26 protein-coding genes and 1 tRNA gene are annotated in these 18,659 nt (G+C 52.8%); 16 read left to right on the top strand and 11 right to left on the bottom strand.

The window, feature by feature from the left end:
• From BP07_RS01220 to BP07_RS01195, 6 genes are read right to left on the bottom strand one after another with little or no spacing between them, the layout of a single operon-like run.
• A complete protein-coding gene (locus tag BP07_RS01220; protein ID WP_042684558.1) occupies positions 1-444 on the bottom strand; it encodes a Na(+)/H(+) antiporter subunit B in 444 nt (147 codons plus the stop codon).
• Complete coding sequence (gene mbhE / locus BP07_RS08980; protein WP_042684555.1) at positions 441-716, bottom strand: hydrogen gas-evolving membrane-bound hydrogenase subunit E; 276 nt, start codon at positions 714-716, stop codon at positions 441-443. Before mbhE ends, BP07_RS01220 begins: the two co-directional genes overlap by 4 nt.
• Positions 713-967, bottom strand: coding sequence for a hydrogenase subunit MbhD domain-containing protein (locus BP07_RS08975; RefSeq protein WP_042684553.1), 255 nt, complete (start codon positions 965-967; stop codon positions 713-715). Before BP07_RS08975 ends, mbhE begins: the two co-directional genes overlap by 4 nt.
• Positions 964-1,305 (bottom strand): monovalent cation/H(+) antiporter subunit G, encoded by a 342-nt coding sequence (gene mnhG, locus BP07_RS01205; protein ID WP_211247030.1) that lies wholly within the window; start codon positions 1,303-1,305, stop codon positions 964-966. Before mnhG ends, BP07_RS08975 begins: the two co-directional genes overlap by 4 nt.
• The gene (locus BP07_RS01200) at positions 1,302-1,565 is read right to left on the bottom strand and encodes a monovalent cation/H+ antiporter complex subunit F (protein WP_245597013.1); all 264 of its coding nucleotides are present in this window, start codon (positions 1,563-1,565) and stop codon (positions 1,302-1,304) included. Before BP07_RS01200 ends, mnhG begins: the two co-directional genes overlap by 4 nt.
• Positions 1,562-2,098: a Na+/H+ antiporter subunit E gene (locus BP07_RS01195; RefSeq protein ID WP_052353074.1), complete on the bottom strand. Its 537-nt coding sequence runs from the start codon at positions 2,096-2,098 to the stop codon at positions 1,562-1,564. Before BP07_RS01195 ends, BP07_RS01200 begins: the two co-directional genes overlap by 4 nt.
• A 158-nt stretch (positions 2,099-2,256) precedes the next feature.
• Between BP07_RS01195 and BP07_RS01190 the strand changes: the two genes are divergently transcribed.
• The 3 genes from BP07_RS01190 to thrC are packed head-to-tail and all read left to right on the top strand — an operon-like array spanning position 2,257 to position 4,557.
• Complete coding sequence (locus BP07_RS01190; protein ID WP_042684552.1) at positions 2,257-2,550, top strand: PRC-barrel domain-containing protein; 294 nt, start codon at positions 2,257-2,259, stop codon at positions 2,548-2,550.
• Positions 2,551-2,556: 6 nt separating this feature from the next.
• Complete coding sequence (locus BP07_RS01185; protein ID WP_042684549.1) at positions 2,557-3,306, top strand: tRNA(His) guanylyltransferase Thg1 family protein; 750 nt, start codon at positions 2,557-2,559, stop codon at positions 3,304-3,306.
• 48 nt (positions 3,307-3,354) lie between these two features.
• Complete coding sequence (gene thrC / locus BP07_RS01180; protein WP_042684547.1) at positions 3,355-4,557, top strand: threonine synthase; 1,203 nt, start codon at positions 3,355-3,357, stop codon at positions 4,555-4,557.
• Positions 4,558-4,572: 15 nt separating this feature from the next.
• Here the strand turns inward: thrC and BP07_RS01175 are convergent, their stop codons facing one another.
• Positions 4,573-6,066, bottom strand: coding sequence for a (R)-citramalate synthase (locus tag BP07_RS01175; RefSeq protein ID WP_084174054.1), 1,494 nt, complete (start codon positions 6,064-6,066; stop codon positions 4,573-4,575).
• Between the two features lie 334 nt (positions 6,067-6,400).
• Between BP07_RS01175 and aroC the strand changes: the two genes are divergently transcribed.
• Together aroC and BP07_RS01165 are read left to right on the top strand one after the other, a co-directional pair.
• Positions 6,401-7,498, top strand: coding sequence for a chorismate synthase (aroC, locus tag BP07_RS01170; RefSeq protein ID WP_042684972.1), 1,098 nt, complete (start codon positions 6,401-6,403; stop codon positions 7,496-7,498).
• Positions 7,495-8,517, top strand: coding sequence for a 60S ribosomal export protein NMD3 (locus BP07_RS01165; RefSeq protein WP_042684545.1), 1,023 nt, complete (start codon positions 7,495-7,497; stop codon positions 8,515-8,517). The genes aroC and BP07_RS01165 overlap by 4 nt, the downstream gene beginning before the upstream one ends.
• A 36-nt stretch (positions 8,518-8,553) precedes the next feature.
• Here BP07_RS01165 and pspAB read toward each other — a convergent pair whose 3' ends face one another.
• Positions 8,554-9,114 (bottom strand): PspA-associated protein PspAB, encoded by a 561-nt coding sequence (gene pspAB / locus BP07_RS01160; RefSeq protein WP_042684543.1) that lies wholly within the window; start codon positions 9,112-9,114, stop codon positions 8,554-8,556.
• Complete coding sequence (gene htpX / locus BP07_RS01155; RefSeq protein WP_042684538.1) at positions 9,115-10,005, bottom strand: zinc metalloprotease HtpX; 891 nt, start codon at positions 10,003-10,005, stop codon at positions 9,115-9,117.
• Positions 10,006-10,103: 98 nt separating this feature from the next.
• Here htpX and BP07_RS01150 point away from each other — a divergent pair, with 98 nt between their 5' ends.
• Together BP07_RS01150 and BP07_RS01145 are read left to right on the top strand one after the other, a co-directional pair.
• Entirely contained in the window at positions 10,104-11,102 is a 999-nt protein-coding gene (locus BP07_RS01150) for a TIGR00269 family protein (protein WP_245597012.1), read from the top strand.
• Positions 11,103-11,131: 29 nt separating this feature from the next.
• Positions 11,132-11,239: transfer RNA gene (locus BP07_RS01145), tRNA-Met, on the top strand.
• Between the two features lie 140 nt (positions 11,240-11,379).
• On the opposite strand, the gene BP07_RS09060 is transcribed toward BP07_RS01145, so the two are convergent.
• Positions 11,380-11,883 (bottom strand): type IV pilin, encoded by a 504-nt coding sequence (locus BP07_RS09060; RefSeq protein ID WP_052353072.1) that lies wholly within the window; start codon positions 11,881-11,883, stop codon positions 11,380-11,382.
• Positions 11,884-12,085: 202 nt separating this feature from the next.
• Here BP07_RS09060 and BP07_RS01135 point away from each other — a divergent pair, with 202 nt between their 5' ends.
• From BP07_RS01135 to BP07_RS01095, 9 genes are all read left to right on the top strand, one after another.
• Positions 12,086-12,502: a prepilin peptidase gene (locus BP07_RS01135; protein WP_084174023.1), complete on the top strand. Its 417-nt coding sequence runs from the start codon at positions 12,086-12,088 to the stop codon at positions 12,500-12,502.
• Positions 12,503-13,353: 851 nt separating this feature from the next.
• The gene (locus BP07_RS01130) at positions 13,354-13,983 is read left to right on the top strand and encodes an archaellin/type IV pilin N-terminal domain-containing protein (protein WP_042684534.1); all 630 of its coding nucleotides are present in this window, start codon (positions 13,354-13,356) and stop codon (positions 13,981-13,983) included.
• 18 nt (positions 13,984-14,001) lie between these two features.
• Positions 14,002-14,619, top strand: coding sequence for an archaellin/type IV pilin N-terminal domain-containing protein (locus BP07_RS01125; RefSeq protein ID WP_042684532.1), 618 nt, complete (start codon positions 14,002-14,004; stop codon positions 14,617-14,619).
• A gap of 44 nt (positions 14,620-14,663) precedes the next feature.
• A complete protein-coding gene (locus BP07_RS08260) occupies positions 14,664-15,443 on the top strand; it encodes a hypothetical protein (protein WP_052353070.1) in 780 nt (259 codons plus the stop codon).
• Between the two features lie 15 nt (positions 15,444-15,458).
• Positions 15,459-15,947 carry a flagellin gene (locus tag BP07_RS01115; protein ID WP_042684531.1) on the top strand — a complete coding sequence of 163 codons (489 nt, stop codon included), beginning with the start codon at positions 15,459-15,461 and terminating at the stop codon, positions 15,945-15,947.
• 4 nt (positions 15,948-15,951) lie between these two features.
• On the top strand, positions 15,952-16,437 hold the full coding sequence (locus tag BP07_RS01110) for a hypothetical protein (RefSeq protein ID WP_042684528.1): 486 nt from the start codon (positions 15,952-15,954) through the stop codon (positions 16,435-16,437).
• A complete protein-coding gene (locus BP07_RS01105) occupies positions 16,427-17,176 on the top strand; it encodes an ATPase domain-containing protein (protein WP_042684527.1) in 750 nt (249 codons plus the stop codon). Before BP07_RS01110 ends, BP07_RS01105 begins: the two co-directional genes overlap by 11 nt.
• Positions 17,177-17,372: 196 nt before the next feature.
• Positions 17,373-17,609, top strand: coding sequence for a hypothetical protein (locus tag BP07_RS01100; RefSeq protein WP_042684524.1), 237 nt, complete (start codon positions 17,373-17,375; stop codon positions 17,607-17,609).
• Positions 17,587-17,853: a hypothetical protein gene (locus BP07_RS01095; protein WP_042684522.1), complete on the top strand. Its 267-nt coding sequence runs from the start codon at positions 17,587-17,589 to the stop codon at positions 17,851-17,853. Before BP07_RS01100 ends, BP07_RS01095 begins: the two co-directional genes overlap by 23 nt.
• A gap of 269 nt (positions 17,854-18,122) precedes the next feature.
• Here the strand turns inward: BP07_RS01095 and BP07_RS01090 are convergent, their stop codons facing one another.
• On the bottom strand, positions 18,123-18,638 hold the full coding sequence (locus BP07_RS01090; RefSeq protein ID WP_042684520.1) for a chorismate--pyruvate lyase family protein: 516 nt from the start codon (positions 18,636-18,638) through the stop codon (positions 18,123-18,125).
• Positions 18,639-18,659 lie beyond the last annotated feature (21 nt).

Genomic DNA, 18,659 nt, shown 5'->3' with positions numbered 1-18,659 from the left:
CTATTCCTCCCTTACAGCAAGATCATAGAAGATGGATGTCATGATTGCCATCACAGTGAGCCCTATGCCTATCTCCACCACCTCTATACCATACTCACTGGACACCTCGGGATGCACGGAGAACGGTATCACTCCATACTCGAGAAAGTTGCCCCCAAACATGATGGCAGCAATCCCAATACCAGCATACATCATTAACCCGAGGCTGGCTATCACTGCAAGGGGCTTTACAGGCAGCTTTTTCTTGGTGGCATCGACTCCGAACACTGTGGCATGGAATATGAAGGCTGCAGCCATGATCACCCCAGCCTGAAAGCCCCCTCCAGGACCGAGTGCACCATGGATGAGCACATACAGCGCCCACATGAATATGAAGGGCACCATCAGGTAGCCACCCACCCTGAGGATGATATCCTGTGTGAAGGGTGTGGTATCTACCTTCATTCCCACCTCCTCCTCACAAGAAGGATAACCGATATTCCAGCCGTGAATATCACAGTGGTCTCACCCAGTGTGTCATAGCCTCTGTAGTTTGCCAGCACTGCGGTCACCACGTTGGGCACTCCGCACTCTTCGAGAGCCCCCTCCAGATACCTTGGAACCACGTGCTCGTTGGCTGGAGCGTTTGGGTCTCCGAAGTTGGGAAGGTCCATCGCTCCATACATGAGCAGTGCCCAGAACAGCAGGCAGCTGAGAATTGCAAGATACCGCCTCACTTACCCTTTCCCTCCTCATACCTCGCGGTCTGGGCTATTGCCGCCACCATGAGCACGGTGGATACTCCAGCGCCCACTGCAGCCTCAGTAAACGCCACGTCCACGGAATTCAGCTCCACCCATATCACTGCCATGAGAAAGCTAAAGCCCCCAAACAGCACGGTGGCAACGAGCAGGTCTTTTGCCTCTATTGATGCTATTGCGAGCACCACCACAAAGATTAGCAGCAGGATGTCAACAGACCAGATCATCTGTGCTCCTCCTTGCTCCACACCTTTTTGCCATGCTTTGTCCACATCGCGTGCCCGTTGGTGATGGCTGCCTTGAACATCGCGTGGGTGGCTATGGGGCTTGTGATGAGTATGAATATTATTATGAACAGCATCTTCATGCTCACGAGGTCTATTCCCTGATACACGATGAGTCCACTGAGGATGAGCACCTCACCGAGGGTGTCGCACTTTCCAGTCGCGTGCATCCTCGTGTACACATCCGGAAACCTGATGAGCCCTATTGAGCCCGTAAGCATGAAGAACGCCCCACCCACCATGAGACCAAACGCTACCGCCATTCTGATGAGTTCAATCATTCGTCCACCCTCCCCCTCTCAAGGTATTTGGCAATCACGATGACGGATATGAAATTCAAGATGGCATACAGCAGAGGGATATCAAAGAAGGAGGGTCGAGCATACACGTATCCTATGAGCACGAGCACCACGATGGTCTTGGTGCCCACGGCGTTGATGCCCACCACCCTGTCGTACACGGAGGGTCCTCTTATCGCCCTGTATAGGGCGAGAAAGCTCGTGAACAGCAGCACCCATATAAAGACCTCGAAGATGCTCACGCCTTCCACCTCTCGTTCTCTCCATAGATGTAGCCCGACCTTACCGCCATTTCGCATGGCACGGGTTCGAGCAGACTCTGTGCGGGCTCCTCAGCTATTGCGTGCACGTAGAACGTGCCGTCCTCGTCGATGTCTACGGTGATTGTCCCGGGGGTGAGGGTGATGGAGTTGGCGAAGGTGACCCTCGCCAGCGTGCTCCTCAGATGGGAGTCCACTGCTATGATCCTCGGGTCTATGGGCATGCTGGGGGATATTGCCCTCTTGGCCACGTCCCAGTTGGCGAGCACTATCTGCCACATCAGCCAGGGAACGTATGCCAAAAACCTCGCCATGATTTTGAGACTCTCTCCAATATTGCGAAGCATCACAAAGTGGCTCTCAAACAACACCGAGACAAAAGCAGCGCACACAATGCCCATGGAGATGTAGAAGGGCTCAAGCCGCCCTGAGTTTAAAAGCCAGAAGATGTACATCGTCACGAAGGTGGCCAATATCCCGACGAATCTTCTTCCCCTCGCGCTCTCTGTACTCATGCCCAGACCCTCAACAGTGCTGGGCAGGGGTAAAAGCGAATTATATATTAGCTTTTCGTAACCCCTTATTTTGGGTGCCCTCCTGCCATGTGCCCCGGTGCCAAGAGAAACTTATAAATGGGCTGGTGTTGAGTCGCCCTTAGGGTATGGTGGGCGCTATGAAGATGGAGATGACCTCACTTTTGGGGCTGAGCCTGTATACACTGAATGGCACCTATGTGGGAAGAATCAAGGACGTGGTGATAGACTCTTCCGAGGGTGCGATTACGAGCCTTGCCGTGGTGGACGTGAACGAGAGCCTGTTCGATGTGAGGGGCAAGGGTGTGTACCTTCCATACAGGTGGATCACCGCTGTGGACGACGTGGCCCTCATGGTACACCCCGTCAGAGTCTCCAGGAGGGAGGAGGAGACAGAAGAGGAGGAGGCAGATTTCAGGGCGGCCGTCCGCTAAGGGTGCATGAAGTCCTTCAAGCACAGAGAGGTATATGCCCAGCTTAAAGTTGCCCCACCCATCATGCTTAGGCTGGATGGGGTGGCGTTTAGCAGGGTGCTTTCACGGCTTGGAGTGCAAAAGCCCTATGATGAAGCGATGAGAGAGGCATCTGTGGCGGTATGCCATGCGTTCTTCACAAGTGGAGTGTTCTCTCCCCTTGTGGTGTATGCGTTCTCTGATGAGTTCAACGTGTATCTTGAGCATCTACCCTTTGACGGGAGGGTGGAAAAGCTCGACTCTGTGGCGGCAAGCCTCGCCTCCTCTGTGTTCACATCTGCACTCTATGAATTCAAGCCAAAAGAGCCCCTTTGCTTTGATGCAAGGCTGATACCCCTCCAGAGGGGAGAGGTGGTGGACTACCTCATATGGAGGCAGGCGGAGTGCTGGCGAAACTGCATGAACTCATACGCATTCTATACACTCGTGGGTGAGGGAATGAGTAATGAGCAGGCTGCGGCCCACCTTGCGGGCAAGGGGGCAGAGCAGCTCCATGAGCTGCTGTTCGAGAGGGGTATCAACCTTGCCAAAGCCCCCCCATGGCAGCGAAGGGGGATGCTGGCATACAGGCTCAAGGAGTCCGTGGGTGGGTATGACCCCACGAGGGGTGAGGAGGTTCATGCCGAGAGGGCGAGGCTGAAAATAGAGGAGGCACCCCTCTTTTCTGCTCCAGAGGGCAGAAGGCTCGTGGAGCGTGCGTTGGAGGTCAGGGATTAAGCACTCATCACAACCTTTTTGTAGTGCCATCTCGTGAGGTGTGGAGGAATGTACGTTCAGCGATGTATCGAGTGCGGTAGGGAGTACGCGCCAGATGAGGTGGTGTACACCTGTGAGTGTGGAGGGCTGCTCGAGATTGCATACAATCTGGACGACATAGACCCATCCACCATAACGGCACCTGGCAGGCTGTGCGTGTGGAAGTACAGGAGCCTGCTTCCAGTAAGGAGAGAGCCCATAACTCTATTGGAAGGAGGAACACCTCTCTATCGGTGCAATGAGCTGGAGAGGGAGCTTGGAATAAGGGAGCTGTATGTGAAGCACGAGGGAATGAACCCCACTGGCTCGTTCAAGGACAGGGGGATGACCGTGGGGGTGAGCAAAGCCCTCGAGCTTGGTATGAAGGTGGTGGCGTGTGCCTCCACTGGCAACACATCGGCATCGCTCGCGATATATGGTGCGAGGGCGAACATTCCCGCAGTGGTGCTGCTTCCAAGTGGCAAGGTGGCACTTGGCAAGGTGGCTCAGGCGCTGATGCACGGGGCAAAGGTGCTATCCATACAGGGCAACTTCGATGAGGCCCTGGAGCTCGTGAGGCAGCTGTGCGAGAGCGAGGGCTTCTATCTCCTGAACTCTGTTAACCCCTACAGACTGGAGGGGCAAAAGACGATTGCGTTTGAGGTGGCCGAGGCTCTCGGATGGCACGTTCCCGACTGTGTGGTGCTGCCCGTGGGCAATGCTGGAAACATCAGCGCCATCTACAAGGGCTTTCGTGAGCTAAGGGACCTTGGCATCACGGAGAGCGTACCCAAGATGTGTGGCATTCAGGCAGAGGGCTCCAAGCCCATCGTGGAGGCGTTTGCTGCCAGAGCACTTGAGATTGCCCCGGAGCCCACGCCCGAGACTGTGGCCACCGCCATACGCATCGGCAACCCCGTGAACGCCAAAAAGGCACTTTCTGCCATTTATGAGAGCGGGGGGTATGCGGTGGATGTGAGCGATGAGCAAATCCTCGCCTCTCAGCGTGCACTCGCCCAGAGGGAGGGGATAGGGGTGGAGCCCGCAAGTGCGGCTTCCGTGGCTGGACTCAAAAAGCTGCTTGATATGGGCGTCATTCAGGAGGACGAGAGTGTGGTGTGCATTACCACTGGCCATCTGCTGAAGGACCCAGAGACCGCAATAGCCAACTCTCCCCCTCCCATTGAGGTGGACGCCACCATCGAGGCGGTAAAGAGAGCGGTGTTTGGGTAGGGGCTACTGTCCGGGCTACTGTCCCTCCTTGGCATCCCTTTCCTTGAGGCGGTTTATCGCCTGCAGCACTGCCTCCACAGACGCCATTATGATGTCGGAGTGGGCACCGCGCGCGGTCATCACGTGCTTGTCCTTACTCATCTTCACCCATACATCCACGAGGGCATCCGTGCCTCCGCTGATGGCGTCCACGTGGTACTCGTCGAGCTGCACATCACTCAGTCCACTCAGTGCGTTACGAAGGGCGTTGATGGCGGCATCCACTGGCCCAGTGCCCGTGCCCGCAGCGAGCTTCTCCTCCCCGTCCACCTTCAGCCTGATGGATGCCGTGGGCATCACCGTTCCAGAGACCACGGTGAGCTCCTCGAGCTTGACCCATGCCTTGGATGTGAGGTTCAGCACGCTCTCGGCAATCGCCTGAAAATCGGCGTCTGTGACCTTCTTGCCCCTGTCTCCAATCTCCTTGATGCGGCCCATTATCTCATTTAGTTGCTCGTCGTTCACATTCAGCCCCAGCTCCTTGAGGGCGAGAAGCACCGATGCCCTTCCAGCATGCTTTCCGAGGACTATCCTCCTCTTTCGGCCCACAGTTTCTGGTCTTATGGGCTCGTAGGTCGAGGTATCTGCCAAAAGGCCGTGCACGTGGATTCCAGCCTCGTGGGTGAAGGCATTTCCCCCCACCACTGCCTTGTTCGGAGCAACGGGCACACCCGTCAGCCTTGCGACGAGCCTTGAGAGAGAGTAGAGCTCTGAGGTCTTCAGCCCAATGTCATAACCATACAGGTTGGAGAGCACCAACGCCACCTCCTCCAGCGGTGTGTTGCCTGCCCTCTCGCCTATTCCGTTGACTGTCACGTGCACCTCGCTCGCACCTCCCAGCACTGCGGCAACTGTGTTGGACGTGCCAAGCCCGTAGTCATCATGGCAGTGCACGCTCACGGGCCCCACCCCAGAGAGCCTCGAGAACAGCTCCCTCGTTTTCTCAGGCACGAGGATGCCCACGGTATCACAAAGGCACACCCGCTGTGCCCCAGCATCGAGGGCATCTCTGAACATGCTCTCCACATAGTCCACATCAGCCCTTGAGCCGTCCTCTGCGCTGTACTCCACGATGAGGCCATGGTCGAGGGCATACTGGATGCACTCTACGGAGGTTTCTCTCACCCACTCCCTGTCCTTTTTGAGCTTCTTTTCTATGTGAAGGTCGGACAGCGGTGCCACAAGATGAATGGAGTCCACATCGCACGATATGGCGGCATCGATATCCTCCTTTCTGATTCTGCAGTAGCTGCATATCTCGGCTGAGAGGTCCTCGCCAACTACGGCCCTGATGGCATCCCGCTCTCCCTCTGAGGTGATTGCGCTTCCAGCCTCGATGATGTCCACTCCAATGGCATCGAGCTTCTTCGCTATCATCACCTTCTCATCACTGGTGAGCGAGACGCCGGGCGTCTGCTCCCCATCCCTCAGCGTGGTATCCAAAAACCTCACACTCTTCTCCAAGACCACCACAGCCTACCAGCGCCCTGGTGCCAGAGTAATTGTCCTTCGATGCTTAAAAACCCTACCTCACAGATTGGATGCCTCATTGGATGCCTCCCTCCACCACCGCCAGCTCTTCCCCCCGGCATCGGACAGCTCGGTTGAATAGTGGTGGACACCTGTGTGATGCTCTGTTGGGCATGTATATCCCCATGCACAATGTTTGCGGTGGCGTATCCCACCCCTCTATGCACAAGAGAACTAGTACCATCAGAGCAATGCTCCATTCACACTGCATCTTGGCTTGAGAAGAACGTTTTGTTCAATAAAGCTTATGTAAGCTGTGCTCGACTATGAGGTGATGCTCAAAAGCTCGTTTGGAACGCTCTTCAGGATAACCACGTGGGGTGAGAGCCACGGAAAGGCGGTGGGCGTGGTGGTGGATGGGTGTCCAGCGGGATTGCCCCTCTCTGCTGGGGACATCCAGCTCGAGCTGGACAGAAGAAGGCCCGGACAGAGCACATACACCACCCAGCGCAAGGAGTGGGATGAGGTGCACATCCTTTCTGGCGTTTTCGAGGGCATGACCACTGGCACTCCCATATCCATGCTGGTGTGGAACAGGGATGTGGACTCCAGCGCATATGAGCCCATAAGGGACGTGTTTCGACCAGGGCATGCGGACTATACGTACACCGCAAAGTATGGCATCAGGGACTGGAGAGGGGGTGGAAGAGCCTCTGCACGGGAGACTGTGGGAAGGGTGGCGGCCGGGGCGGTCGCCAAAAAGTTGCTGAGGCGGCTGGGCGTTGAGATAGTGGGATACACGAGGGCAATCGGAGAGGTCGAGGCAGTGCATGTGCCCACCGATGTACGCGTCCTCAGAGAGGCCACAGAGCGCAGCCCATTGAGGTGTCCAGACTCAGAGGCATCCAGAAGGATGCAGGCGCTGGTGGAGGACGTGAGAAAAAGGGGAGACTCCATAGGCGGCATAGCCGAGGTGGTGGCTCATGGGGTGCCCGCTGGGCTTGGTGAGCCCGTGTTTGGCAAGCTCGATGCCGCCCTCGGAGGGGCGCTTTTGTCCATAGGTGCGGTAAAGGGGGTTGAGATCGGTGCAGGGTTTGCGTGTGCAAAGATGCGGGGAAGCGAGATGAACGACCCCTTTGTGGCGGAGGAGGGAAGGATTGGTACGCTCACCAACAACGCAGGGGGAATACTCGGCGGCATCAGCACTGGCGAGCCCATTGTGTGCAGGATTGCCGTAAAGCCCACCCCGTCGATAGCTCGGCCCCAGCGCACCGTGTCCGTGGAAGGGGAGAAGAGGGATGTGAGCACAGTGGGAAGGCACGACCCCACGATACTTCCGAGGGTCGTGCCCGTGGCAGAGGCGATGGTTGCGCTCGTGCTCGTGGACTATGCAATGCTCGCCGGACACATACCCCAGAGGCTGGATGGATGAGGCCAGTGTGTCCGAGGTGTGGGAAGGAGACCGACCTGCTGGAGAACGGGATGTGTGCAGAGTGCAGGCTTAGACACGCATCCCCCGTGAAGGTGCACACTCCAGAGACCCTACGGGTGTGCAGGGGGTGTGGCGCAGTGTTCGAGGGCAGATGGGTGGACGTGGACGATATAGAGCAGGTCATAAGAAGGAGGGTGCTGGATAGCATAGAGGTGGCTCCAGAGGCAAAGGATGTGGACATCGAGATGAGCCTCGCGCAGATGTCGAGCAACATGTATCGGGTTGAGGGGAAGGTGGTGGCAAATGAGCGAAATTGGCCCTTTGTGCTCCACATCAGGCTGGCATACGAGAGCTGTCCCTCGTGCTCTCGGAGGTCTGGAGGGTATTTTGAGGCCGTGGTGCAGGTGAGGTCATATGCCCGCAGCCCCACCGAGGCCGAGCTGGAAAGGGTGCGCCACACAGTGGATGTGTTGTTTTCGAGGCTTAGAGAGAAGGGAGAGAGGCTGGCATTCCTGACGAAGGAGGAGAGGGTGAGAGGTGGCATCGATCTCTATGTGGGAAGTGCAAAGGCCGCAAAAAAGCTGTGCACGGAGGTGCTCTCCCAGATGGGAGGCACGCTCACCACATCTTCCACGCTCGCAGGAAGGAGGGATGGAAGGGACGTCTACCGTATCACATATGCGCTGCGGCTTCCCGGACTCTCGGCTGGGGATGTGGTGAGCTACAAAGGCGAACCTCATGTGGTGGTGGGCGTGAGGGACCGTGTGCACCTCGAGCCCCTGTATGGTAGGGGCTCACGCCACGTACCCTTGGATGAGCCCATGGATGTGCTCGGAAAATTGAGCAACGTCATCAGCACCACCGTGCTCGAGGAGGACGCCACGGCGCTGCTGGTGCTCCATCCGAGCACCCTCACGCCCGTGTGGGTGAGGAGAGTGGAGGGCGTGCACGCTGGGGACGAGCTGGGCGTGCTCGTGGTGGGCAGCGAGCTGCTTGCGATTCCGAAAAGGTATCTTTAGAGTGCTTAGATGGGCTTTAGATGGGCGAGGTGGGCTTTAGATGGGCGCATCCCAGATGGGATACCATCTCGACTCGTCCCTCTCGAGCGTGAGCTCATCTCGCATCAGGGAGGCTATTTTCAGCTCCATCTCTGCATCTCGCTCATGGCTTCCAGAGGGTACGAACGGATAGAACGTGCCCCGCTTGTAGTTATACACGAGATACGCCCTTTTGCCGTCTCTGAATGGGAACAGGGCACACACGAGCTTGTCCGCATAGCCTGCATCCTCAAGCGCATCCACCACGCTGGCGAGGGCTGTCACGAGGCTTTCCACACCACCCCCCTCGAGCAGTACCCACTGATAGCCGAGTGCATCCATGTGGGTGTGAAAGCTCGTGCCCTCATCGGATGCGCAGGTGAGCATCTCCCTCATCTCTTCCTCCACCTCTCTGAAGTGGTGGGTGGGAATGGGCTTGAAGCACACTCCTGCCCTGCCCTCGGGCTTGAGGTCAAAGAGCACCTCGAGACTCACAGCTGCCGAGGGCAGCTCGTATATCCCCTCTGGCTTGGGCTGCACGGGTCGCGTCCTTCCAAACAGGGCGTCGAACAGCCCCATCTACACACTCTCCATTGCCCTCTCTATCCGCTCCAGAGCCTCCACTCTCTTCTCCAGTGGGGGGTGGGTGGAAAACAACCTGAGCAGACTCTCCCCAGAGATGGCGGGGATTATGAAAAAGGCGTTCATGCCCTCCACTTCTCTGATATCTCTCGTTGGGATGCGCTGCATCCTGCCGCTTATCTTGTACAGTGCCGATATCAGGCTTCTGGGCCTTCCAGTGATGATGGCAGAGCCCCTGTCTGCCGCAAACTCCCTGTATCTCGAGAGCGCTCTAATCAGAAGGTAGCTTATGATCCACGTGAGCAGCGATGCCACGAAGATGAGCAGCAGGGGGGCATTGCCCTCCCGCCTGTCTCCTCCAAGGGCAAGGAAGTAGAAGTTGTGCATTATGAAGTAGGCTATCGTGGATATGAAGCTCGCGATTGTGAGCACCAGCATGTCCCTGTGCTTTATGTGGGAAAGCTCGTGAGCGAGCACCGCCTCGAGCTCATCGGTGTCCAGCGTGTTCAGCAGACCCTCGGTTACTGCCACCACTGCATTCGACTTGCTCCTTCCAGTGGCGAGGGCGTTGGGAACCTGTGAGGGCACGATGGCAATCCTTGGCTTGGGGAGGTCTGCTATTGAGCACAGCCGCTCCACGATGGAGTGCAGCTTTGGAGCCTCACTGGGGCTCACCTCCTTTGCGCCCAGCGACCACAGCACCAGCCTGTCCGAGTAGTAGAACTGGGCGAACATGAACGCTCCCACGAACAGCAGCACGAAGGGAAGGGCAAACATCCTCGAGAGCACAACGAGAAACGCGAGATACACTGCTGCGAGCAGCAACATCGTGAGGAACATCCTCACCGCAAGCCCCATATCCCTTCCATATCGTCTGCTGGCTCTCATGCGCGCATCACTTCAGGAATGACATAAAAAGGAGGATGTTGTATATAAGCTTTTGCGTGCAAACAACAGCTTAATTAAGCTGGCACATGAGTGGATTAATGCGCTGTATGCCAGCTGGACGACAGCTGCAGCTGGACGACAGCTGTGAGGTGAGATGGGAGAGCATGAGCGAGACATCAGCACACGCCCCATCGTGCACCAAGTGCTCAGCGAGGGCGATTTTCTATCAGCCCTACTCTGGAATGCACCTATGTGCGAGGCACTTCGTGCTCGATGTGGAGCGAAAAGTGAAGCGAAGGCTCAGAAAGAGCAGGGCAATCGAGAGAGGGGACAGGATAGCCATTGCGCTGAGCGGGGGAAAGGACAGCTCCAGCGTGCTGATGATGCTCTCAAAGCTCACAGAACACAGAAGGGATGTGGAGCTGGTGGCGATAGCCGTGGATGAGGGCATCGCTGGCTACAGAGCTCACACGCTCGATGTGGCTCGCAGGATAGCAAGACAGTGTGATGTGCCCCTCGAGGTTGTGTCCTTCAAGAATGAGTACGGCACCACACTGGACGAGCTGATGAGGGATGGAAAAGGTGCGTGTACCTACTGCGGTGTGCTGAGAAAGAGGCTGCTGAACATCACGGCAAGGAGGCTTGGAGCAACCAAGCTCGCCACTGGGCACAACCTCGATGATGAGGCCCAGAGCGTGCTTTTGAACCATCTCAAGGGAGATGTGGAACGGCTGTGCAGAATGAGACCCATCAGGTACAAGGAAGGACTCATCCCACGAATCAAACCCCTCTCCGATGTGCCAGAGAGAGAGACCGCCCTGTATGCGCATCTGCATGGAATAGAGCTGGAGGGACCCACGTGTCCATATGCTGAGCGCTCATATAGGTTCACGCTGAAGCGCATGCTGAACGAGCTGGAGTATGAGCATCCGGGAACCAAGTATGCCCTGCTCAGGGGCTATGAGCGGCTAATGGAGCTTGTGCCGAGGGAGCCCTTTGAGCTTGCGAGGTGCTCAGCATGCGGTGAACCTTCGGTGGGGCACTTGTGCAAGGCTTGCGAGCTGCTATCACACGTGATGGGGAGCGATACTCTTTAATAGGGCAACGTGATTGAGGTGTGTTGCGTGCCCGAGTGGCCTAGTTGGTGGGGCGCCAGACTCATAAGGAAGCGATGCGCATGCCCCAACCTTCCTGAGAAATCTGGAGGTCGCGGGTTCGAGACCCGTCTCGGGCACTATCCTCCAAGCTCATTTTTTACAGAACTCCCTGCGTGAGCGAGGAGAGGAGGGGAGGAGGTCACATAAGTTGGTTAGAGGATGTTAGACACACTCCATAAAAGGCAGTAAAAGAGAAAAAAGGGGTAAGGTGTTAAGATTACCTCACCACCACATCACCGACGAACACGAAGTTGCCGCTCGGTGTGTGGAGCACCTTGACGGTGTACGTTCCTGCTCTCCAGTTGGTGTTGTTGTCTTCAGTAAATGTTATTCTTTCTCCCGGCTCAAAGAGGTCGTTGCTGCCCATGCCAGATCCAGTTATTCCATCCGAGGAATAGAAGTAATTGTTCGACTCATCGTAGTCAAATGTCTTGTACTTATCTCCTGTCTGCTTGCGGTAAACCAGAACCCTGAGGTCCTTGCACGAGAGTGTATCTCCACCCATGTGGTCCACGTAGAATATGTCTTGCTGGTAAGCCGATGTTAGCTCATCTGCAGCATCAGAGAACACAAGCTGTGCATTCGGTGCCGGTGTTCCCATGCTCTGCCCAAAGCCAAAAGCAAAGCTGCCTATCACGGCAGCGAGTATCACGGTGATTGCCACCATCAGGATTACTCCTATGACTGGTGACACACCTTTTGTATCCTTCAGCAGTCTCATAACTCCACCTCCCAAGATTGCATCTTCTATCCTGATTTCCCTATTCCGATATCCGACATATAAAACTATCGTCCCAATAAGCTAACGACAATAAGCTAACACGAACTTCTAAGTGTTGATTACGGAGCAGTGAGAAGTAAGCAACAGCACCCCTTTCAGTGAGCACAGGCAATTTATATCAAGAGAGCTCTCTTACTCCCCGATGGAGCCGGTACTCATTCTGACGTTGGCGGTGTTCTCGTATGCCGCCTATACCGACCTCAAAACGAGGACGGTCTCGAACCGCGTTTGGGCTGTTTATATGGGGCTGGGAGTGCCGCTGCTTGCGCTTTCTGGAGTGGATGTTGGGCTGCTGCTCATGAGTCTGTTGATAATAGCCCCAGCCGTCTTCGCGTCCTATCACTTTGGAGGGATGGGGGGTGCGGACGTGAAGGGCATGCTTGCCCTCTCGGTCATGCTGCACCACCGCCTGCTCGCCGTGTGGGTGGTAATCGCTGGAAGCCTCGTGGCGCTCGTGATGTCGAGGAAGTATGGGGATAACATCCCATTCATGGTGGCACTTCTCGTGGGCATCGTGCTCGGTGCGGTGCTCGATGCGCTTGGAGTTCTCCCGTTCTGATTAGCCGTAACTTTTTTGTAAACTTTCCAGTCCCTGAACTTCTCGTGATAATTTGCCAGATAAAACTCCAGTTTAAGCCTTCCGTTTGGAGTCGAGAGTTTTATCACTCCTTCCTCAGGGTCGAGCCTGAAGAGGTGGTCATCCAGCATTATGACTTCTTTCTTAACTTTCCGTTGCTGCTAAGTCCCCTTGCGAAAGCGAGGGGATACAGCAGGGGAGGCGGGAGGGGGGGGCTGGAGGTAAGTTTTATGTAGTTCCCGATGAACATATTATTGCCACCGCAAGGTGGCCCAGGGCTGGGACGGCCCGAAGTTACGCCTGTGGACATTGGCACCTCTGCCCGAAAGGCTGAGAGAGCCGTCGGGTAAGTGCTGGTGGATGAAGCAGGAAACTCCGTCCGTTAGGGCGGAGTAGTTCACTCCAGTCCTTTATCTTCGTGTTGCTTGCAGGACCCCTTCCGAGAGGGAGGGGATACGCAAGGGGAGGTGGGTGGTCAGGTTTAAATACTCTGAGGATGCAAGGGTATAACGACCAACAGCCGTAAGGCTGGACAGCCCGTAAGGGCTGGTGTGAAGGTAGTCCGTGGAAGGTAGTCCGTGAGTCCAGAAGGATAACGGATAGTGGCTGTGTGAACCAGCCTGTGGATAAGGCTGCCTCTGAGCAGCATCTTCAATTGCAACGCTTAAAACTCCTCTTTTGTCTCCAAACTCGCACACGCACCCAGTATCACGCCCCATGCCCACAATAGGGAAAAATTTAAATATTATTATTCATACCAGATTTTTAAAGGGGGTTGCTATCCACTTAGTGGCTCCAGCCATTTGGCGGTAAGTCCACACGGAGGTGTTAAGATGAGAGGTTGGAGAATAGTTAAGGATGAGAGGGGATTCACGGGGCTTGAAGCAGCAATTGTATTGGTGGCTTTCGTTGTAGTTGCTGCTGTCTTCAGCTACGTCATGCTTGGAGCAGGTTTCTTCACCACCCAGAAATCAAAGCAAGTCGTGGATACTGGCGTGAAGCAGGCGAGCAGCTCACTAACTCTCGACGGACAATACATCTACTTGAATTGTACAAGTGATGCTAAGGGTACCACCGGGTCAAATGGAAAGGTGGGAGAGATATACTTTTATATCACACAGACAGCGGGTGGAGTGTCAGTTGATCTGAACAAGACTTCACTGGCCATAGCATCTGCTGAGGGATACAAGCAGATATTCTACAACGAGAGTGCTACGGCGGGCACCAATGCTTCGTGGTACTATGAGTGCGTAAAAGGTGACAATGACAACACCGTCGAAGTCAACGAGAAGTACAAGATTGTGATAGACTTGTATGACTCCACTGGAAGCTCCCTATGGGACACTATAGGAGACCTTCAGCCCAATGATGAGATAACAATCGAAGTTAAACCTCCAGTAGGCGCTCCACTTACAATAACTAAGCAGCTTCCACCGAGTTTTACCAATCTAACATATGTCTGAGGTCTGAGGTGATGCCAAATGAGAAGGATGCTTAAAGACAACAGGGGTTTCACAGGACTCGAAGCAGCAATCGTCCTGATAGCTTTCGTTACGGTTGCCGCAGTGTTCAGCTATGTATTGCTCAGTGCTGGTTTCTTCACGACGCAGAAAAGTCAGGAGGTTGTGCACACAGGAGTTAAGCAAGCAACATCGTCGATAGAGCTTGTCGGATCAATAGTTGCAACAGGCAACACGACCAGTGATAACATTGCCAACACCACATTTACTATCCAGCTCGCTGCTGGAGGCAATCCAATAAACCTAAACGATACAGTTATCACTGTCCTTGCTCCTCAAGACGGTACTTTCAAGGAGCTTGACTACATGAACTCAACGAACTTCGACAGCGATGTAGCCAATAACAGTGCTGACCACTACAGAGTAGAATGGATATACAGTCTGCAAGGAGACACCCCCGACGACTACATTGAGGAGCTCGAAAAAGCCGAAATTACGCTGTGTCTATCTGATGCCGGCTTTGACCTCGGTCCAAATGAGGACTTCATAATTGAAGTGAAGCCACCGGCAGGTGCAACATATCCAATTGAGCTCACAGTTCCACCAAGCATAGACAGCGTCATGGTGCTGCTAAAATAATTTTCAATTTTTTATTTTTTTTATTTTTTTAGAAGGGTGGTATAATGAGTGGGGACATCAACCAAGCAGTCGTTGATGAAATTCTTGCAAGTGCCGAGGCAGATACTCCGGAAGGCAGGCTTGAAAAACTTGAGAAAGAGGTCGATATACTCAAGGGATCTATAAAGCGGTTGCTGATGGATATCAGAGTAACTATGAACAACCTCGAAAATCCATTCCAGAATCTGCAGAAGCTCGCTGAAGAGGCATTAGCTCCTACGACAAAACCACCCCAACCAATACAGGTGGTGCCAACACCGATTCAGGAACCAAATGAGGAAAAGAGGGAGGGAAAAAAGAAAGAAGATGAAGATTTAAAGGATGAAGTTGAGGAAAAGTCCGATTCAGGAGTTGAGGAGGTGACAAAAAAGGAGGATGCTCCCATGCTTGAGGTCGATGAGATGGTCAAAGTTGCCCCAGAGAATGGGACTCGAAAGTCCTCAGTAGAATCCTCACAGGCATTGCCCGTACAAAAATACGACGTTATCACGCTTCTTAGTCTCATGGAATGGGTCAAAAAGATGCTCGAAAAATACGATGTAGCTCTGAAAGATATGATCATCGTATTTGAGTCTGCAGGCTATATAACCCCTGAAGCAAAGGACCTTATAGTGAAACTCATTGACTTGGTAAAACTCATTGACCTGCTAAGGCCCGATGTGGACAATATCTCCGAAGACGTGGTGCTTGAATTATACAAACTGCACAAGATGTTGTATTTTCAGGACAAAGAGACAAGCATGGATTCCAAACTGCTCGGCCTGCTGCTTGAGAAGAAGTCATGATTATGGTGAACATCAATGGCAAGAGAGGTGATATCCGCGTCAATCTTGATTATAGCTACAGTGGTAGCCGCTTCTGCTGCAATAATGGTTATTATTCCCTCAATTAGGGATTTATCCGGTTCTTATGCCTCCCTTGCCACAAATCTTAACGATAAAATTGAAACCGATGCTGAGATTATTTTTATAATGGTGAACAACAGCACTTCATACGTAAACGTTACCTTCTGGGTAAAAAATACAGGAAATACAAGAATACCTGATGCACTGATAAATCGGAGCGATATATTCATTTACTCGGATAATAAATACCTCCATTTTACTCCAACGGACCCCGAAGTTTCCTATACAATAGAAAACGGAGATAGCGACGATTACTGGGAAAAAAGCGAAACGCTGAGATTTGCAATCGAAAATCTGGACACTGACAGCCTTCCGCAGGGCGAGTATACACTTGCATTCGTGCTGTATAATGGTGTAGGGACAAGCGATTTGTTTTCGTGGTGAGACTATGGGTTTTGAAACTGTGATAGCAGCGATAATCTCAATTGCCCTGATAATAACAGTAGCATACACTTTCGCATCTGGCAGCGTTTCACTCACCGAGTCTTCAGCCTTAAATTACAGAGGGGCAGTTAAAGAAACTATAAAGACCCTGCATACAGACATTACTATAACCGGGTTGACTTACGATGATTCCACACCTAAGATCACAGCGCACTTCAAAAATACGGGAGAAACAAAGTTCAAGGATTTTGATGAATTTGATGTTATACTGTATGGCACAACAGAAAGTGGTGAAAGAATTGCTGAGTATCTCAACGACACGACATTTAGCATTACCAATGAGCTGATAAATCCCGGAATTTTCGATCCCCATGAGGTTGCAGAGCTTGAAGCTCGTCTGTCCTCTCAGCTTGCTAACGGAACTTACGTTCTGATGATTTGTACTCCAAACGCCGTTTGTACCAGTTTAGACTTTACGGTTGGGGGGTGATAGTACGGTTGAAAGTCTTGCGGAAATTGAGGAGGAAAAGAAAAAGAGCATTCTTTCAAGTGGGAATGGTGAGATAGATAAGAGACTCGGAGGAGGCATACCTCTCGGCTCATTGACTCTCATAGAGGGTGAAAATGACACTGGTAAGAGTGTTATGTGCCAGCAGTTTACGTACGGGAGTCTATTAAATGAGCGCAGCGTAGCATATTATACCACAGAAAACACAATTAAAAGCTTACTTGGTCAGATGGAGTCCTTGGGCTTAGATGTCTCAGATTTCTACGCCTGGGGATATTTTAGAATATTCCCACTACACCTTGAAGGAGTGGACTGGAGCATAGAACAGATGAAAAGCGTTCTTAACCTCGTTGCGAATCACATAAAAATTATCAGAGAGGATATCATAATGATAGACTCGCTCACGATGTTTACAACATATTCAACAGAAGACAACGTTCTCGAATTCCTGACGAGGCTCAAAAACATCTGTGACAGAGACAAGACAATTTTCATAACTCTGCATCAGCATGCCTTTAAGGAAGACGCCCTCACGAGGATTCGTTCAGCCTGTGACTGCCACCTCTTTCTGAGGAAAGAGCAGGTTGGAGACAGATACGTTAGTGCTCTCGAAGTGGCTAAGGTCAGGGGAGCAAAGAAGACGACTGGAAATGTCGTCAGCTTTGAAGTACTTCCAGGCTTCGGGTTGAAGATAATACCGATTGCTCAGGCACAGACATAGTAACCTTTTTTAACGCTTTTTATTTGGTTGTCCGATGCTGTTAGGATAAGCAGTGGGTCGTTAGGTTTAAAAACGACAGAGATTTATACTCACATTAATAATTTGAAAGATTAAGGTTCGCCGGACATGCTGGGAGGTGGTAAGCATCCAGAATGAGTAATCTTTTGTTAAATTTATTGACAGAGTCATAGAAGATTTGAGAAAAGAGTATAGCGAAGTGTATCTATTGAGAAATGCAAGCTTGTTTAAGATTTATAGGTTTTTAGATGGAAAAGCTATGGAACCTGATTTTGTATTGTTTCTAAAGAAAGAGGATTCAGATGAAATTGAGCAATATCAACTTTTCATAGAGCCAAATGGAGAACATCTAATTAAAACAGACCAATGGAAAGAGGATTTCTTAAAAGAAATTGAGGAAAAAATACCAGATTAAAATTGAGCCGAAATTATTTGGAGAAAACAAAAAATACAAACTGATTGGTTTCCCGTTCTACAATGAAGGGAGAAAGGGTGAATTTATTAAAATATTTAACCTATCGGCGGGAAGTCCCTTTCGTAGGGAGATGAGAGCCAATAAGCTTATAGTCTTTTTCTGCATACTTACAATGTCTGCAAGGCTGAAAGAGCTGGCAGACCTTGGGACGACCCTTAGAGCCTGTGATATGTCTGGTCGCTGAAGCAGGAAGCCCCTTCCGAATAGGGGTAGTTCACCGAGATACCTCTCCTGTTCAGAAGCAGTCGGCGAACAGCAGCAAAGTAATTCACCAGCCTTTCAATCCTCCTGAAACTGCCTTTCACTTTTTCCAAGAATTTTTCAGCGTGTTCAATTATCTTTCCGTTGCTTGCAAGACCCCTTGCGTAAGCGAGGAGAGGTGTGGAGAGGGGGTAGTTAAGCCGTAGTATTAACGCGTCGTGAAGCTGCTCCCGCTTTTAGTCGTGGAGTAGCTCATTCCAACCCCTCCCAGCGCCCATCTATGGGGAACACCTCTCTTATCCACATCATGGGCTCTCCAGCATGGATGATGTAGTATTCCCTGACCACAGCCTCACATCCAAGCTCGCTTGCCATCTCGCTGGTTCTCTCCACCCTCAGAAGCTCACGCCTGCTCTCGATGCCGTGCTCCCTGAGTATCTTGCCGATGGGCTTTTCTGCCCTGCCTATGTCCCTCCTGAGTGAGGGGGGCATCCTCTCCAGTGCCGAAAGGGAAAGTGCCCACACGAGTGGTTGCCCCTCTGCGCTCAGGACCACCCTTCGCCTGTTGATGGCAGAGCCCTCTGGCACAGAGAGCAGCTGGGCAATGGTCTCGTCTGCGCTCACCACCTCCTGCTCTACTGCCTGCACTCCCACCTCCTTTCCGAAGAGCACCTCGAGAAGATGTGTGAGCGAGCCATCGGTGGCAAGGCATATCCGTAAGGAGAGGGGAATGTGCATGTCGTGAATCAGCCTTAGCGTCTCGTCCATTGCAGAAGAGTGGGAAAAGAG

It is taken from the genome of Methermicoccus shengliensis DSM 18856, from assembly GCF_000711905.1.
In the GTDB taxonomy this organism is placed as follows: domain Archaea; phylum Halobacteriota; class Methanosarcinia; order DSM-18856; family Methermicoccaceae; genus Methermicoccus; species Methermicoccus shengliensis.
Note: the sequence above shows the minus strand (reverse complement) of the source record. Positions and strands in the feature narration are given on the sequence as shown.